This is a genomic window from Methylobacterium sp. SyP6R, assembly GCF_019216885.1.
In the GTDB taxonomy this organism is placed as follows: Bacteria; Pseudomonadota; Alphaproteobacteria; order Rhizobiales; family Beijerinckiaceae; genus Methylobacterium.
Genome location: NZ_JAAQRC020000001.1, coordinates 1746807 through 1761911, shown reverse-complemented (window position 1 = coordinate 1761911; position 15105 = coordinate 1746807). Strand labels below are relative to the sequence as shown.

General features: G+C 71.4%; 21 protein-coding genes. 11 read left to right on the top strand and 10 right to left on the bottom strand.

Translation table 11 applies throughout. The features are described from left to right. Nucleotides 1-130: 130 nt before the first annotated feature. The 4 genes from HBB12_RS08105 to HBB12_RS08090 are packed head-to-tail and all read left to right on the top strand — an operon-like array spanning nucleotide 131 to nucleotide 1519. Entirely contained in the window at nucleotides 131-649 is a 519-nt protein-coding gene (locus tag HBB12_RS08105) for a Ros/MucR family transcriptional regulator (protein ID WP_236988876.1), read from the top strand. Nucleotide 650: 1 nt separating this feature from the next. After that, nucleotides 651-797 (top strand): hypothetical protein, encoded by a 147-nt coding sequence (locus HBB12_RS08100; protein WP_236988875.1) that lies wholly within the window; start codon nucleotides 651-653, stop codon nucleotides 795-797. Further along, nucleotides 785-1255, top strand: a complete 471-nt coding sequence (locus HBB12_RS08095) for a lysozyme inhibitor LprI family protein (RefSeq protein ID WP_236988874.1) — start codon at nucleotides 785-787, stop codon at nucleotides 1253-1255. The genes HBB12_RS08100 and HBB12_RS08095 overlap by 13 nt, the downstream gene beginning before the upstream one ends. 36 nt (nucleotides 1256-1291) lie before the next feature. Continuing rightward, nucleotides 1292-1519: a hypothetical protein gene (locus HBB12_RS08090; RefSeq protein WP_236988873.1), complete on the top strand. Its 228-nt coding sequence runs from the start codon at nucleotides 1292-1294 to the stop codon at nucleotides 1517-1519. A 129-nt stretch (nucleotides 1520-1648) separates the two neighbouring features. Here HBB12_RS08090 and HBB12_RS08085 read toward each other — a convergent pair whose 3' ends face one another. The 5 genes from HBB12_RS08085 to HBB12_RS08065 all read right to left on the bottom strand — a co-directional run bounded on the left by HBB12_RS08085 (nucleotide 1649) and on the right by HBB12_RS08065 (nucleotide 7403). After that, nucleotides 1649-2164 carry a hypothetical protein gene (locus HBB12_RS08085; RefSeq protein WP_236988872.1) on the bottom strand — a complete coding sequence of 172 codons (516 nt, stop codon included), beginning with the start codon at nucleotides 2162-2164 and terminating at the stop codon, nucleotides 1649-1651. Between the two features lie 327 nt (nucleotides 2165-2491). Further along, nucleotides 2492-3907, bottom strand: coding sequence for an amidase (locus HBB12_RS08080; protein ID WP_236988871.1), 1416 nt, complete (start codon nucleotides 3905-3907; stop codon nucleotides 2492-2494). Between the two features lie 18 nt (nucleotides 3908-3925). Continuing rightward, nucleotides 3926-5017, bottom strand: a complete 1092-nt coding sequence (locus HBB12_RS08075) for a glycosyltransferase family 2 protein (RefSeq protein ID WP_236992697.1) — start codon at nucleotides 5015-5017, stop codon at nucleotides 3926-3928. A gap of 44 nt (nucleotides 5018-5061) precedes the next feature. Beyond that, nucleotides 5062-5808 (bottom strand): lysophospholipid acyltransferase family protein, encoded by a 747-nt coding sequence (locus tag HBB12_RS08070; RefSeq protein ID WP_236992696.1) that lies wholly within the window; start codon nucleotides 5806-5808, stop codon nucleotides 5062-5064. A 62-nt stretch (nucleotides 5809-5870) separates the two neighbouring features. Further along, nucleotides 5871-7403: a phytoene desaturase family protein gene (locus HBB12_RS08065; protein WP_442919239.1), complete on the bottom strand. Its 1533-nt coding sequence runs from the start codon at nucleotides 7401-7403 to the stop codon at nucleotides 5871-5873. A 199-nt stretch (nucleotides 7404-7602) separates the two neighbouring features. Here HBB12_RS08065 and HBB12_RS08060 point away from each other — a divergent pair, with 199 nt between their 5' ends. The 4 genes from HBB12_RS08060 (at nucleotide 7603) to HBB12_RS08045 (ending at nucleotide 9935) form a co-directional block, all read left to right on the top strand. Beyond that, on the top strand, nucleotides 7603-7908 hold the full coding sequence (locus HBB12_RS08060; protein WP_236988869.1) for a hypothetical protein: 306 nt from the start codon (nucleotides 7603-7605) through the stop codon (nucleotides 7906-7908). A 185-nt stretch (nucleotides 7909-8093) separates the two neighbouring features. Further along, on the top strand, nucleotides 8094-8219 hold the full coding sequence (gene ykgO, locus HBB12_RS08055) for a type B 50S ribosomal protein L36 (protein WP_012334921.1): 126 nt from the start codon (nucleotides 8094-8096) through the stop codon (nucleotides 8217-8219). Between the two features lie 79 nt (nucleotides 8220-8298). Beyond that, nucleotides 8299-8904: a tetratricopeptide repeat protein gene (locus HBB12_RS08050; RefSeq protein ID WP_236988868.1), complete on the top strand. Its 606-nt coding sequence runs from the start codon at nucleotides 8299-8301 to the stop codon at nucleotides 8902-8904. 41 nt (nucleotides 8905-8945) lie between these two features. Beyond that, nucleotides 8946-9935 (top strand): alpha/beta fold hydrolase, encoded by a 990-nt coding sequence (locus HBB12_RS08045; protein ID WP_236988867.1) that lies wholly within the window; start codon nucleotides 8946-8948, stop codon nucleotides 9933-9935. On the opposite strand, the gene HBB12_RS08040 is transcribed toward HBB12_RS08045, so the two are convergent. The 3 genes from HBB12_RS08040 to pyk all read right to left on the bottom strand — a co-directional run bounded on the left by HBB12_RS08040 (nucleotide 9932) and on the right by pyk (nucleotide 12062). Next, the gene (locus tag HBB12_RS08040) at nucleotides 9932-10165 is read right to left on the bottom strand and encodes a hypothetical protein (protein WP_236988866.1); all 234 of its coding nucleotides are present in this window, start codon (nucleotides 10163-10165) and stop codon (nucleotides 9932-9934) included. The two genes, HBB12_RS08045 and HBB12_RS08040, sit on opposite strands and share 4 nt — an antisense overlap. After that, complete coding sequence (locus HBB12_RS08035) at nucleotides 10162-10479, bottom strand: hypothetical protein (protein WP_236988865.1); 318 nt, start codon at nucleotides 10477-10479, stop codon at nucleotides 10162-10164. Before HBB12_RS08035 ends, HBB12_RS08040 begins: the two co-directional genes overlap by 4 nt. A gap of 146 nt (nucleotides 10480-10625) precedes the next feature. Further along, a complete protein-coding gene (gene pyk, locus HBB12_RS08030) occupies nucleotides 10626-12062 on the bottom strand; it encodes a pyruvate kinase (protein WP_236988864.1) in 1437 nt (478 codons plus the stop codon). A gap of 176 nt (nucleotides 12063-12238) precedes the next feature. On the opposite strand from pyk, the gene HBB12_RS08025 reads away from it, so the two are divergent. Genes HBB12_RS08025 through HBB12_RS08015 form a run of 3 tightly spaced genes read left to right on the top strand, consistent with a single transcriptional unit; the run spans nucleotide 12239 to nucleotide 13072 of the window. Continuing rightward, nucleotides 12239-12523, top strand: coding sequence for a BrnT family toxin (locus tag HBB12_RS08025; RefSeq protein ID WP_236988863.1), 285 nt, complete (start codon nucleotides 12239-12241; stop codon nucleotides 12521-12523). Beyond that, nucleotides 12501-12821 (top strand): BrnA antitoxin family protein, encoded by a 321-nt coding sequence (locus tag HBB12_RS08020; RefSeq protein WP_236988862.1) that lies wholly within the window; start codon nucleotides 12501-12503, stop codon nucleotides 12819-12821. Before HBB12_RS08025 ends, HBB12_RS08020 begins: the two co-directional genes overlap by 23 nt. Before the next feature lie 17 nt (nucleotides 12822-12838). Further along, nucleotides 12839-13072, top strand: a complete 234-nt coding sequence (locus HBB12_RS08015; RefSeq protein WP_236988861.1) for a hypothetical protein — start codon at nucleotides 12839-12841, stop codon at nucleotides 13070-13072. 286 nt (nucleotides 13073-13358) lie between these two features. On the opposite strand, the gene HBB12_RS08010 is transcribed toward HBB12_RS08015, so the two are convergent. Both HBB12_RS08010 and HBB12_RS08005 read right to left on the bottom strand, forming a co-directional pair. Then, nucleotides 13359-13817 (bottom strand): DUF1036 domain-containing protein, encoded by a 459-nt coding sequence (locus HBB12_RS08010; protein ID WP_272913255.1) that lies wholly within the window; start codon nucleotides 13815-13817, stop codon nucleotides 13359-13361. Next, a complete protein-coding gene (locus HBB12_RS08005) occupies nucleotides 13789-15084 on the bottom strand; it encodes a glycerate kinase type-2 family protein (RefSeq protein ID WP_236988860.1) in 1296 nt (431 codons plus the stop codon). The genes HBB12_RS08010 and HBB12_RS08005 overlap by 29 nt, the downstream gene beginning before the upstream one ends. Between the last annotated feature and the right edge of the window lie 21 nt (nucleotides 15085-15105).

Below are 15105 nucleotides of genomic sequence, written 5' to 3'. Positions count from 1 at the left end.
ACCACACCCCGCCCGCGATACACAGTTTTTCCTTGAAGGTCGCATGGTTGCACTTGATGGCGGCGCGCTTTGTCCGATATGCCTGGACGACTCGGAACGAACCGGGTTGCTCAGATCGGGATGGAACCTCGTGTCGGACGTCAACCTGGAGCAGCAGTCTGAGTTCGTCGGCCTCGCGGCCGACATCGTCTCGTCCTATGTCGCGAACAACAATCTTCAGGCAGCGGAATTGCCGGCACTGATCGCGTCGGTGCACGCCTCGCTGGCGGCGCTCGGCCAGCCGGCAGCGCCGGCGGTCGAGGAGATAAGGGCGACCCCGGCGCAAATCCGCAAGTCGGTCACGCCCGACCACCTGATCAGTTTCCTGGACGGCAAGTCCTACCGCTCGCTCAAGCGCCATCTCACGTCGCAGGGCCTGACGCCGGCGGATTACCGGCAGAAATTCGGCCTGCCGCACGATTACCCGATGGTCGCGGCGAGCTACGCCGCCCAGCGCTCGGCCCTGGCCAAGAGCCTCGGCCTCGGGCAGCGCCGGCGGGACGCCGCAGTGCCGCAGGAAGCGGCCGAGGCGCCGCCCCCCGCCTTGCCCGAGGCCCCGGAGGAGAAGCCCGCCCCGCGCCGCCGCGCGCGCAAAGCCGCGGCCGAGTAGGATGGAACTGGTCAATCCCTGGCGGCATGCGCGCGGACGCCGCCGGCCGTCGCGCGAGCAGGTGCTGCTGCTCCTGACCGGAGCGGCGATCGCGGCGCTCGGCATCGCGCTGGCCGGCGGCGACTGGCTGGGGCCATGGCTCGGATGAAGCCCGACCTGTGCGCGGCGGGCCTCGCGCTCGTCCTCGCGGCCGTCCCTGCCGCGGCGGTTCCGGCGGCCGCCCCCGCGGACAAGCCGGTCTCCGCGGCGGCGGCGATCCGGGCCTGTACCGGCAAGGATCTGCCGGAATACCGGAAGGGCGCGTGCCTGGAGGAGGCCGTCACGACGCTGCGCGGGCGGCTCGGGACCCTGGTGGAGCGCAAGCTCGCCACGATCGCGGCGGTCGCCACACGGGCGCCGAGCCCCGGCAGCCTCGCCGGCCGCGAGGATGCGGAGAACTGGCGCAAGGCCTTTCTCGCCGCGCAAGGCGCCTGGGAGGAGTATGCCCGGCGCCACTGCGACAGTCTCTACGATTTCGACTATCATGGCGGCTCGGCGGCGGGACAGCTCGCCTCGTCGTGCAAGATCCGGCTCCTCGCGGCACGGATCGACGAGTTGCGGGAATGATACCGTGAGTCAGCGAAGGAAGCGCCGGGAGGGCCGATGAGCGCGCCGCTCACGTTCGAGGACGACGTCGAGGCGCGCCTGGGTGCCCTTGAGTTGATCGTCGCCGCCCTCCTGCGCGAGCGGGCGGAGCGGGACCCGCACGCGCGGGATGCCGTGCTGGCGGCGCTGCGGCGCGAAGCCCAGGTCCCGGCCCCGCCGACTCCGAAGACGGAGGCCGCCCTGGCCAAGGCCCTGGCGCTCGCAGAGATCATCCTGGCGCCCTGACGGGTGCAACGAAGTGCTTCGCAGAAAGGCCGATCCCGGCCCGGATGCGGCGGCCGGGGATCTTCCCCCGGATGCTGGCCGGGCGCATGCGCCCGGCCTCCTCATGACGCGGAGAGGCCGCGTCCCGCGTCAGTAGCCGTAACCGTACGAGACGCAGGTCCCGTAGACGTCGTCGAAATAGGCATAGGGACCGCAGCCGCCGTAAGTGCCGCCATAGCCGCCGTAGCCGCCATCATATCCGACGCTGGACAGGCCGTAGCCGAGCCCGAGGCCGAGGCCGACCCCGGCGAGGCCGTATCCGAGGCCGCGCCCGTAGCCCCCGCGATAACCGTAGCCGCCATAGCCACCCCGATAGGCGCCGAAGCCGGCGCTACGGTACCCGCCATAGCCGCCCCGGTACCCGCCGACACCGACGCCGCGATAGCCTCCGCCGAGGCCCGCCCCCCGGAAGCCGCCGCCGAAACCGCCGCCTCGGAACCCGGCCCCGCCGAGGCCGCCGCCATGGAAGCCACCACCGTGGAAGCCGCCCCCACCGAAACCGCCGCCCCGGAAGCCGCCGCCCCCGAAGCCGCGAGCATCGGCCCCGGCCGTGGACAGGGCGAGGGCACCGGCAGCGAGCGCGGATGCGAGAACGAGATGCCTCATGGCACCATCTCCTGATTGCGAAGGAAGAGTTTCCTCAGGGTCGAACAACGCCGGCGAACAGGGGCGGTTCGGAGCCGGTGGAGCCTGCGCGCATCGCTCGCGGCTTCGTGACATGGCCGTTTCGACCTGAACGGGACGCAGGCGCGACGGGGACGGCCCGCCGGTACGGCCACCTCGGGCATCTTCCGACGAAGCGGACACCGGTTCGGCGTAGACAATGTCGCAAGATTAACGGCCTGGAGCAGCGCTCGATTGCAGTGCGATCGAGCGCTGCTCCCGTCACGTCGCCGGCGGCCGTCCCGGACGGGACCGGCCGCGACGATCCCCTCACGCGCGATGCGTCACCCGCGGCGCGGCCAGGACCGGCCAGGGATAGGCCGCCTCGTAAGCGCGAGAGGCCGAGAGCACCCGGGCATCGGCGCCCATCGGGCCGACGATCTGCAAGCCGACCGGCAGCCCGGTCTCCGTCGGCCCGCAAGGCACGGTCGCGGCCGGCTGGCCGGTGAGGTTGAAGGGGTAGGAGAACGGCGTCCAGTTCAGCCAGTCGTCGCCGAAGCGTCCGTCGGGCGGCGTCAGGTTGCTGGCCGTGAAGGCGGGGGTGGCGAGCGACGGCGTCAGGAGCAGGTCGTAGCTCCGGTGGAACCGCGCCATGGCGGTGAACAGCGCGCCGCGGGCGTTGAGGGCGGCGACGAAGTCGGGCGCCGCGATCTCGCGCCCGCGCTCGGCCGCAGCCCTCAGGGCCGGCTCGACGAGGCCGCGTTTCTCCTCCGGGATCGCCCGCAGCACGCACCAGGCGCCGACGAGCCAGATCCCGTTCAGGGTCTCGACCGGATCGGAGAAGCCCGGATCGGCCTCTTCCACGATCGCGCCGAGGTCGGCGAAGCGCTTGGCCGCCGCCTCGGTCAGACGGGCCACCTCGGGATCGACGGTGGCGGCAAAGCCGAGTCGGGGGCTCCAGGCGACGCGCAGGCCGCGCACCCCGTCCTCCAGGCCGGCGAGATAGTCCGGCGGCTCGGCAAGCGACGCCGCCATGTCGCGGGAATCGGGCCGGGCGATCGCCTGCATCATCAGGGCGGAATCGCGCACGCCCCGGGTCATCGGGCCGAGATGCGCCACCGGCCCGAAGGGCGAGGGTGGGAAGGCCGGCACCCGGCCGAAGCTGGGCTTGAGCCCGTAGATGCCGCAGAAGGCGGCCGGGATGCGGATCGAGCCCGCCCCGTCGGTGCCGATATGGAGGAGGCCGAGATTGAGCGCCGCCGCGGCCGCGGCCCCGGCCGAGGAGCCGCCGGTGGTGGTCCGCGTATCCCAGGGGTTGCGGGTCGAGCCGGTATGGGTCGAGTCGCCGAGGCCCTTCCAGCCGAATTCCGGCATCGTGGTCTTGGCGAGCGGGATGGCACCGGCCTCCAGCAGCCGGTCGACGATCGGGGCGTTCTCGGCGGCGGGCGTGTCGGTGGTGGTGAGCGAGCCGCGGCGCATCGGGTGACCGGCCCAGGCGATGTTGTCCTTCACCGTGAAGGTGATGCCGTCGAGGGGGCCGAGCGGCTCACCACGCGCCCAGCGCGCCTCGGAGGCGGCGGCCGCTTCCATCGCGCGATCGCGGTCGACCAGCACGAAGGCGTCGAGGTCCGGGCCGAACCGGTCGATGCGCGCGAGCGCATCGGCCACCGCCTCGCGGGGCGAGAGGGTGCGGTCGCGGTAGGCGGCCGATGTCGCGGTGCCGTCGAGGTCGCGGATCTCGGTCATGCTCTCTCCCTCATCGACTCACCCGGCCGGATAGGTGCGCCCCTTCCAGGTGGCGACCCCGGCCCGGGCCGGGCGCAGGAGCGCGTTCCATTGCAAGGCCAGCGCCAACGCCACGGTGAGGGGATGGAGCGGGATCGTCCAGGGGTCTTCGCGGGTGGCGAGCGTGATCGCCGCCCGCGTGAACAGGGAGAGGGCGAGGGCTGCCCCGGCGACGGGCAGGCTGCCGGCACCGAGGAGCGCGGCGACGACGAGGACCAGGGGCAGGACGTGACCGCCCCCTAACAGCAGCGTCCAGACCGGCAGGGCGCGGGGCGTCGCCAGGCCCTCATGGGCGTTCTTCGAGAAGCCGGCCCAGCATTGGCGGAAATCCGTGTACATCCGGCAGGTCGCGAGGTCGGCGGCCGCCACGAGGTCGGTGGCGAGGCCGGCTTGGCGGAAGATCCGGGGCAGGCGCACGCCGTCATGCAGGCTCGCTCGGATCGCCCCATGGCCGCCGACCCGGCGATAGGCGTCCGCCTCGACCAGCACCAGCTGGCCGCAGGCGGCACCGAGGGCGGGATCGCGCAGCGTGCGCATCAGCGGGATCGGCAGGTAGCCGAGCAGCAGGAAGTTGATCATCGGCACGGTCAGGCGCTCGCCGAGGGAGCCGGTGACCTGCCGGGGCACGCCGCTGACCAGAGCCGCGCCGGCCGCCGCGGCCGCCCCCGCCAGGGACGCGGCGCCGTGGGGGCTGAGCCGCACGTCGGCATCGATGAACAGCAGGTGGCGCCCGGTCGCGGCTTGCCCGAGGACGTGGCAGGCGTGGTTCTTGCCGGTCCAGCCCGAGGGGAGGGGCGGCACCTGGACCAAGCGCAGGCGGGGGTCGCGGGCAGCGACCTCCTCGACGATCGTTGCCGTCCCGTCGGTCGAATGATCGTCGGCGACGATGACCTCGATCGGCACGCCGGTGCTGGCCAAGGCCGCCGCCAGGGTCGGGCCGATATTGCCGGCCTCGTTGCGGGCCGGGATCAGGATAGACACCAGGCCGCCGGGCGCGGGCATCCCGGGCTTCTCGCCGGACTTCCTACCGGGCGTCTTGCGCAAGGCCAGCAGGTTGGCGAGCGCGAGCATGGCCGGCAGCAGCGCCAGGGCCAGCGCGAGGAGCGTCAGCACGGTCACGGCGCCCGGCCCGCGCGGTGACCGGCGACGAAGCGGCGCCCGGTGAGCGCCGCCGTCAGCCGGTGCCACAGGTCGTAGACGCCGCCGACCCCGCGCTGCCCGTCGAGCAGGGAGGTGAAGCGGGCGGGATCGCGGCTGCGCACGTCGGCACCGAGACGGTCGAGGGTCGCGGTCAGGTCGGCCTCCAGGCGGGCGAGGCGGCCCGGGCGGGGCAGGGCGAGGAGGTCGCGGGCCGCGATCCCCGGCCCGAAGGCGGCGCAGGCCTCCGCCCCGCGCTCCTCCCAGAAGGCGTAATCGAGGGCAAGCGGCACGAACAGGGCGTCGGGCGCCAATTCGGCCAGCCGCGCGACGCCGGGGCGCAGGCCGAGGGGCCGCTCGCGCACGTCGCTGAAGCGGCCTTGCGCGGTGATCCACATCACCCGGCCCGGCCGGGCGAGGATGTTTCGCGAGGCGGCCATGAACGACGCGGCACCGCGGGGCGACTCGAGGTCGACCCCGAAGGCGCCCATGCGGGAGAAGATGCGGTAGCGGGCGAGCATCGCGGCGTCGAACGGCGCGTAGCTCTCGGCTGCGGGGAAGAAGCGCTGCGCGAGCAGGATGATGACGGCGGCGTCCCACCAGGCCGGGTGGTTGCAGTAGACCACCACCGGGCCGGCCTGCGGCGCGGCCGGGGGCTGGCCCCACTGCGCCAGCCGGAGCGCGTTGAGGTGGCGCCTCACGTAGCGGGCGAAATACACGCCCATGAAGCGCCAGATGGCGGGGGAGCGGGCCGCGACCGGGTCCGACGGCAGGACCCGTTTCCCGCTCACGAGGCGGCCTTCAGGGCCTCGCCGCCGCCGCGGGCGTCCTGGTCGAGGGCATCGGCGGCGATCCAGCCCGACATCATCACCATCGGCATGCCGGGCCCCGGATGGGCGGCGCCGCCGGCGAGGTAGAGGCCCTGCACCTCCCGCGAGCGGTTGCCGGGCTTGAACGCCCCCATGATCCGGCCGTGGGAGGCCAGCCCATAGATCGCGCCGTTGAGCACCTTGTAGCGCGAATGGATGTCCGCCGGGGTCAGGTGGCGCTCGACGACGATGCGGTCCTCGATGTCCGGCATGCCGGCGGTGCGCTTCAGCTTGTCGAGGATCTTCTGCCGGTAGGCCGGCAGCATCTGCGACCAGTCGTGGTGCGGGCGCAAGTAAGGCGTGTGGACCAGCACGTAGAGCGCCTCGCCGCCCTCGGGCGCCACAGACGGGTCGGTGATGCTGGGCGCAGCGAGATAGGCGGTCGGGTCCGGGGCCGGCTCGCCCTTGCGATAGATCGCGTCGAACTCCTCCTCGGGGTCGCGCGAGAACACGAAATCGTGGTGGGCGAGGTGGTCGTAGCGCTTGTTCAGGCCGAGATAGAGCACCACGCCCGAGCAGGCCGGCTCGAAGCTGCGCTTCTCGTAAGCGCGCCCGACCTCGCCGCCGACCAGCTCGCGGTAGGTCCGCACCGCGTCCATGTTGGAGATGACACGATCGTAGGGCACCACGCTCCCGCCGACCCGCACGCCCTTCACCGCGCCGTTCTCGATGGCGACGCCCTCGACCTCGCTGTGGGCCTTGAGGGTGGCGCCGAGATCGCCGGCGAGCTTCATCAGCCCCTCGGCCACCGCCCGCGTGCCGCCCATCGGGTACCAGACCCCGTCCGCGGTCTGCATATGGGCGATGGCGCAGAGCACCGCCGGCGCGCCGTAGGGCGAGGAGCCGACATATTGCACGAAGTGGTCGAGCATCTGGGCGAGGCGGGCATCCCGCACCTTGCCCCGGATGGTGCCGGCGACCGAGGCGTGCATGCGTAAGGACAGCACGTCGCGCAGGGTACCGGGATTGAGGTTGGCGCGGATGTCGATCGTGTCGAACAGGTCCTGCACCGGCTTCCAGAAAAAGAATTTTTCGGAAACGCCGTGCAGGTGCTCGGAGAGCGCCAGGAAGCGCTTGTAACCCTCGCCGGCCTTCTGGCCCGGGGCGAAGCGGTCCATCTCGGCCGCCATCGCCGAGACGTTCTCCATCAGGTCGATGCGGCTGCCGTCGTCGAAGAAGCAGCGCCATTGCGGATCGAGCCGGCGCAGGTCCATGTAGTCGTGCACCGAGCGGCCGGATTCGGCGAAAATCCGCTCCAGCACGCGGGGCACCGTCAGGATGGTCGGCCCCATGTCGAAGCGGAAGCCGCCTTCGTGCAGCACCGCGGCCTTGCCGCCGATCCACGCATTCTTGTCGTAGAGGGTGACGTCGTGCCCCCGCGCGGCGGCCACGCAGGCCGCCGCCAGACCGCCCAACCCGCCGCCGACCACCGCGACCGAGGACCCCGCCATCACGCCCCTCCCGAGCGGGCGAAGCGCCCGTTTCGGACAAGCTAGGCCCGTGCCGGGATCGGTCAACGCGTCGGACCCGGTCCATGTTGCCGCGCCGCAGGCATGCCGTCGGGGTCAGGAACCCGGTCCCGTCTCCTGGGATTTGATTCCGCAGAGCACGACGTCGCCGCCACGACGGAGACATCCCGGAGACAGCTCCATGAAAACGACGACCCTCGCCCGCATCGGCCTCCTGAGCGTCGGCCTCCTCGGCCTCGCCGGCCCGGCTTTCGCTCAGGAGGCCCTCGACATCACCGTGAGCCCACGCGCGGCACCGGTCGACCCGCTGGTGACCGGCAGCGTCCGGCCGCTCAGGCCGAACCCGAACGTCACGCCGAGCAACCCGATGGGCGTCGTCGGCTGGGACGGACCGCCCGGCGGCACCACCAGCGTGATCGGCGACGACGAACCGCTGGCCCCCGGCTCGCCGGCCGCAACACCGGACGCGCCCTTCGCCCGGCCCTGAAAGCCGCGACGTTTTCGCCCCGGTCCGGTTGACTTTTCAGGCCCCCGCCGGGTAAGTCACGCGCCTCCGCACGGGCGGTGCTCCGCATCGCCCGGCGTCGGCGTTCGTCTTTTCGGGCGGATGCCGCGAGCCCGTTTCCCCATCCGCGCCCGGGCGTTCCGGCGCACCGACGTGAGACCAGACCGATGAAGATCCGCAACTCGCTGAAGTCGCTCCGCGGCCGGCACCGTGACAACCAACTCGTGCGCCGCAAGGGCCGGGTCTACGTCATCAACAAGACCCAGAAGCGCTACAAGGCCCGCCAGGGCTAAAGGGCGTGGGGTTTGCCGGCGCCAAGCCGCGGCAAGCCATCGCGTTGACGGGATTGCGCCGGCGCCGGACAGTGCCGGCATGCGCCGTCTCTCCCTTCCGATCTGCATGATGGCCGGCCTCCTCGGAGCGCCGGCTTTCGTCGTTCTGGCGACCGTGCCGGTGGCCGCGGCCCCGAAGGATGCGCCGAAAGAAGCGCCGCGCCCGCCCGTCACCCTCGACGACCTCTACGCGCGGCTCAAGGCTGCCAAGGACGATGCCGAGGCCCGCGGCGTCGCCCAGCTGATCGAGCGCCGCCTCGACCGCTCCGGCAGCGACACCGTCGACCTCCTGGCGAGCCGCGCCGCGGAGGCGATGCAGGCCAAGGACTATCCCCTCGCCGTCGAGCTCCTCGACCGGGTGACCGTGCTGGAGCCTGCTTGGGCCGAGGGCTGGAGCCGGCGCGCCACCGCCTTCTACCTGCTCGAGGACCAGGCGAGCGCGCTCGCCGACCTGCACAAGACCCTGACCCTGGAGCCGCGCCACTTCGAGGCCTGGGCGGCCCTCGCCCATATCTACATGGCGAGCGACGACAAGGCCCGCGCGCTCGCCGCCTTCCGCCGCGCCGAGGCGATCTATCCCCGCATGGGCAAGGTCCACGAGGCGATCGAGCGCCTCGCCCCCGACGTCGACGGCCGCGACCTGTGACCGGCCGGCCTCCGCGCCGGCTTCGACAACGGATTTCCCGCGTGCTGACCCTGATCGCCGGCCTCACGGCCGGATTCGTGCTGGCGCTCGTCGCCGTGGGCCTGCTGGCGACCTGGATCATCACCCTGGTGGTCGAGGCGCGCTATCCCCCGGCGGGCCGGCGCGTGGCGGTGGAGAGCGGGCACCTCGCGGTGATCGAGGCCGGCCCGGGCGAGGGCGCCCCGAGCCGCGGCACCGTCGTGCTCCTGCACGGGGCCTCGGCCAACGCCATGGACCCGATGCAGGCGATCGGCCGTCGGCTCGCCGGCGACGGGTTCCGGGTACTCTCCTTCGACCGGCCCGGCTTCGGCTACAGCGACCGCATCACCCCGGACGCCGCCTCGCCGGCGGTGCAGGCCCGGTTGATCGGCGAGGCGCTGGCGGCGATGAAGGTCGGCCCCGCCCTGATCGTCGGCCATTCCTGGTCCGGCGCGCTCGCCACCGCGCTTGCCCTCGATCACCCGGAGCGGGTCGCCGGCCTGGCACTGCTGGCGCCGGTGAGCCATCCCTGGCCGGGCGGCTCGGTTGGGGGATATGCCGGCTGGTACCGCTCGCTCCCCGGGCGGATGCTCCTCACGCTCGCCACCTACACGGTCGCGGCGCCGCTGGGCTTCACGTATCTCGACCGCTTCGCCGAGGTGGTGTTTCGCCCGCAAGGGCTGCCGAAGGGCTATCTCGACGGCGCGCGGGTGCCGCTGATCCTGCGCCCCTCGACCTTCGGGGCGAATCTTCGCGATCTCGACGGGCTCTACGCCTTCCTGGAGCGGCAGAGCCCGCGCTATCCGGAGATCACCGCCCCGACCGTCATCATCGCGGGCGATATCGACCCGGTGGTGAAGACCGACGTGCATGCGCGGGCGCTCGCCCGCGAGGTGCCCGGTGCGAAGCTCGTGGTGCTGCCGGGCGTGGGCCACATGCTCCAATACATCGCCGCCGATACGGTGGTGGCGGAGATCGAGGCCTTGGCGGCGCGGGAGAGAGTGGAGAACTAATCATCCAGTGGCAGACGCGGCACATCGCGAAAGGCATCGCAGATCCGCTGGATCGCCCGGAAGTCGCTGCGCCCGTCCTCCTCGACCGGAACCGTGAAGGGCGGCCCCTTGCTGGGGCGGCACCACCATTCCGCAGTGTTGAGCCGCCCCTTGCCGGGAAGAGGCTCGCAGCCGTTCCTCCGAAGTTTGGCTTCCCATTCGGAGCGTTCGAGCCAAGGCGAGCGGATCATGCTTGAGCATAATGCGCCACATATTCCCAACTCAAGGGCATCTCGGCACGTTTTTCGATGATTCCACGTTCCTCGAGCGCTTCCCGCAAATCGACGAGCGGCTCCGCAAGAATATCTTCGCCGAATTTGGCTGACAGGATGACCTCAAGCGCAGGCTTGATGTCGGCCAGCAGCGCATCGATGGTCTTATGAGACAAGACGAACTCCGGAACGTCCTCGCTCCAGGCCCGCAACCCCCCGTCAGGCCGCCGCTCGAAGCAGACGACCACCTTGAAGAACCGTCGGCTGGGATCGTTGGGCGCTATTCGGCTCATGAACATGCCTTCACGCTAGCGCCCTCATTCTCCCGCATCCAGTGAATAATTCACAAGTCAAGCCATAACGGATTTTCATTAAGCAGAACATCGGGTTAAGGTCCGCGGCCTAGCGCCGCGGATTCAGGGTCGGCCTTGCAGCCGGCTCACGCCTTGGCGGCATGCTCCGGCGTCACGGTCGCGATCCGCACGAGGTTCGTCGCCCCCGGCGTGCCGAAGGGCAGGCCCGCCACCACGATCACCCGGTCGCCGATCCCTGCGAAATTCTCCCGCACCGCGAACTTGCAGGCGCGGAACGACATGTCGTCGATGTCGCTGGCGTCGTTGGTGACGATCGGGTGGGTGCCCCAGGCCAGCGCGAGGCGCCGCGCCGTCTCGCGCTTCGGGGTAAGCGCGATCACCGTGGCGTCGGGCCGGGCGCGGGCCAGCCGCAGGGCCGTCGAGCCGGAGGCGGTCCAGGCCATCACGGCCTTGAGCCCGAGCGTGTCGGCGATCTGGTGGGCCGCCGCCGCGATGGCGTCGGAGGCGGTCGATTCCGGCTGGTTGCGCTGGGCCGCAATGATCGACCAGTAGATCCCGTCCTGCTCGACCTGCTCGGCGATGCGGTTCATGGTCGAGACCGCCTCGACCGGGAAATCCCCCGACGCGCTCTCGGCCGAGAGCATCACGGCGTCCGCCCCCTCGTAGACCGCGGTCGCCACGTCCGAGACCTCGGCCCGGGTCGGCACCGGGGCGGAGATCATCGATTCGAGCATTTGCGTCGCCACCACCACCGGCTTGCCGAGGCGGCGCGCGCCGCGGGTGATGCGCTTCTGCACGCCCGGCACCTGCTCCAGCGGCATCTCGACCCCGAGATCGCCGCGGGCGACCATCAGCCCGTCGGCCACCGCCATGATCGCGTCGAGGGCGGCCACGGCTTGCGGCTTCTCGATCTTGGCCATCACCAGGGCCTTCCCTTGCGCCACCGCCTTGACCTCGACCACGTCCTCCGGGCGCTGCACGAACGACACCGCGATCCAGTCGGCGCCCGCGGCGAGGCCGGCCTCCAGGTCGAGGCGGTCCTTCTCGGTCATCGCAGCCACAGGGATCGTGGTGTCGGGGAGCGACACGCCCTTTCGGTTCGAGATTTTTCCGCCGGTCACCACCCGGGTCACCGCCCGGCCGGGCGAGACCTCGGTGACGACGAGGCGCAGCTTGCCGTCATCGACGATCACCGCGTGGCCGGGCTCCAGGGCCGAGAGGATTTCGGGGTGGGGCAGGTGGACCCGGGTCGCGTCGCCAGGCGTCGGATCGTCGTCGAGGACGAAGCTCTGGCCGTTCTCGATCACCGCCGCGTCGCCGGCGAAGCGGCCGACCCGGAGCTTCGGGCCCTGGAGATCGACCAGCACGGCGATCGGCCGCTTCAGCTTCTGCTCGATGCCCCGGATCGTCGCCACCCGCTCGCTCAGCCGCTCGCGGGGCAGGTGGCTCATGTTGATGCGGAACACGTCGGCACCGGCGGCGAACAGCGCCTCGATCACCGCCGGATCCTCGGAGGCCGGGCCAAGGGTCGCGACGATCTTGGTGCGGCGGGCGCGCTTCATGGGGGTGTCGTCCGGGGGTCAAGCGATGGGGGAGGATGGACCGTACGGAAAGCCGGTTGGCGGGCCGGGGTCAATTGGCGTTTTGGGGCCAAGCGCCAATCGCGAGTGACGGGATAGGATGGCCCGAGTACCCTTGTGGTCTCTTGTCCAACCCGATTTTTGTAGATACAAAAACCATGACGATCGTGTTCGACGAGCCGAAGCGTCAGGCGAACCTCGCGAAGCATGGCTATGACTTCGCCGATTTCGAGCGCTGTTTCGACCGTGAGAGCGCGATGGAGGCCCCGACGCGGCCGAGTGAAACAGGAAGGCCCCGCTTCAACCTCATTGGTCGCTGGAACGACGAGATCATCGTCCTCGCCGTTGTGTCACCTCTCGGCAGCGAGGCTTTGTCCCTCGTGAGCCTGCGCGCTGCGAGCCCGAAGGAAAGGAACGCTTATGCCCGCCGCCTCGAAGGCTGACGCGAATCCGCCCACTTACACGCAAGAGGACTGGGATGCCGTCGATTCTCCCGAACTGACGGATGAGGAACTGTCTCAGCTGCGTCCCGCCCGGGACGCCCTTCCTCCCGAGGTCTACGCGGCCCTCCCGAGCCGCGGCGGCCGGCCGCGCGCCGAGCGCCCCAAGCAGCTCGTGAGCCTGCGGCTCGACCCGGACGTGATCGAGGCCTTCAAGGCGACGGGGCCGGGCTGGCAGACCCGGATGAACGAGGTGCTGGCGGAGGCGGCGCGGACGTTGCGGGCTGCAAATCGCATCTGACATCAACCGGACGACGAATGAGTCTGATCGACAACGAGCGCACGAACCTGACGGCGAACGCCCTGGATCGGGCATCGACGGCATGCGTGACGGTGGGCGTCGTCGGACCGATCGTCGCCTCCCTATATGGGGTGGGAGCGACGGCCGCCGGCGCCCATGGTATCATCCTCGCAATCGGGAGCCTCTTCTGGCTGGTGGTCGCTGGTGGGCTGCACGCGATGGCGCGACGGACGCTCGGGAGGCTGAAGTGACGGGACTCTGGATTTACGCCTACGTGGTGCTGCCCTTCGTCGTCCTTGCCATGGGCTACGGCGCAATGCGCCTCAACGAGCGTGAGACGCGATCCGGATCGACCGACCGATAGAACAACCTTCTCGGCGCCAGGTGCCGGACAGTTCATCCCCGCGCCTGCGGGGAACACTCCTTCTCGAAGTGATTGATGCGCGTGGCGGTTCACGCGATCAGACAGCGCACCGACGGTCCGCACCCGTCCCGGGGCCGGTCAACCGGCCCTGAAATCCCCTCGTCCGGCCCGCCTCACGGCCCCGCCCGTCCCGGATCCGTCAGCTGGATCGTCCAGCTCTTCTGCTCGCCCGTATCGACCTCGAAGAAGCCGTTGCGGTCGTAGCCGCGGGCCAGGCAATCCTCGACGCCCCGGATGGTGAACTCGCGGTCGCGGGTACACATCAGGGAACGGCCGCTCCACTCGCCGCCGCGGTCGTAATCGACCGCGAAGACGTAGTAGAAGCGGGCGGCGAGCGCGCCCTTGAGCAGGGTCTCGCAGCCCTTGGCGGACAGGTTCCACCAGCCCTCCGTCACCCAGCCGCCGGAATCCCGGTAGCCGAGCGCGATGCCGATGCGGCTGCCGGTCATGTTGCACATCCGCAGGTCCGCCCGCGCCGGCCCGGCCCCGAGCAGGGCGAGGAGCGGGAGCGAGAGCAGGGCGGCGCGGCGGGGGGAGAGGAAGTCAGCCAACCAGGATGATGCGGAGGTCATTGACGTTGGTGCGGGTGGGCCCGGGCCGGACGAGGTCGCCGATCCGGTCGAAGAACGGGGTCGAGTCGTTCTCTCCCAAGCTCGCCCCCGCGTCGAGCCCCGCCGCCGCCGCACGGGCGAGCGTCGTGGGATCGATCGTCGCGCCGGCCGGGTCGGTGGCCTCGCCGCGGCCGCCATCGGTGCCGTCGGTATCGGCCGACAGCGCCGAGATCCCGGGGGCGCCGTCGAGGGCGAGGGCCAGCGCCAGCGCGTATTCCTGGTTCGGCCCGCCCTGGCCCTCGCCGCGGATCGTCACGGTCAGTTCACCGCCGGAGATCAGCGCCACCTTGCGGCCCGCAGCCGCCATCTCGCGGGCGAGGGCGGCATGGGCCGCTGCGACCTCGCGGGCCTCGCCCTCGAGATCGGCCCCGAGCAGCACCGGCTCGTAGCCGGCTTTTTGCGCCGCCGCCGCGGCGGCCTCGATGGCGTCGACCGGCCGGGCGATGATGCGGAACTCGCTGCGGGCGAAGGCCGGATCGCCGGCCTTCGGGCTCTCGTTGGCCGGATCGTTCAGCAGCGCCTCGGCGGAAGCCGGCAGGGGAATGCCGCGCCGCGCGCAGATCGCCCGGGCATCGGCCAGCGTGGTCGGGTCCGGCACCGTCGGGCCCGACGCGATCACCGCGGGATCGTCCCGGGGCACGTCGGAGATGGCGAGCGTCAGGATCCGGCCGGCCCGGTGCGCGGCCTGGGCCAGGCGCCCGCCCTTGATGCGCGAGAGGTGCTTGCGCACGCAGTTGATCTCGTCGATCGCCGCGCCCGAGCGCAGCATCGCCCGGGTGATGCCCTGCTTCTCGGGCAGCGTCAGGGCGCCGGCCGGGGCGATCCAGTTGGCTGAGCCGCCGCCGGAGAGGAGCACCAGCACGAGGTCGTCGGGGCCGGCCGAGGCCGCGAGATCGAGCGCGCGTTGCGTCGCCGCGATGCCGGCCTGGTCCGGCACCGGGTGGCCGGCCTCCACCACCTCGATCACCCCGGCCGGCTCGCCGTAGCCGTGGCGGGCCACCGCCAGTCCTGCGATGCGGGACGGATCGACCCCGTGCGCCCGGTAATGCCGCTCGGCCAAAGCCGCCATGCTCGCCCCGGCCTTGCCGGCGCCGAGGATCACCAGCCGTCCGGCCGGCACCGGGGGCAGGTGCGGCACCAGGCAGCCGCGCGGATGGGCGGCGGTGACGCCCGCATCGAGCAGGCGCAGCAGCAGGGCGCGGGTCTCCGCAACGGGGGCATCGGTCACGAGGCGGCTCCTCTCAAGGGT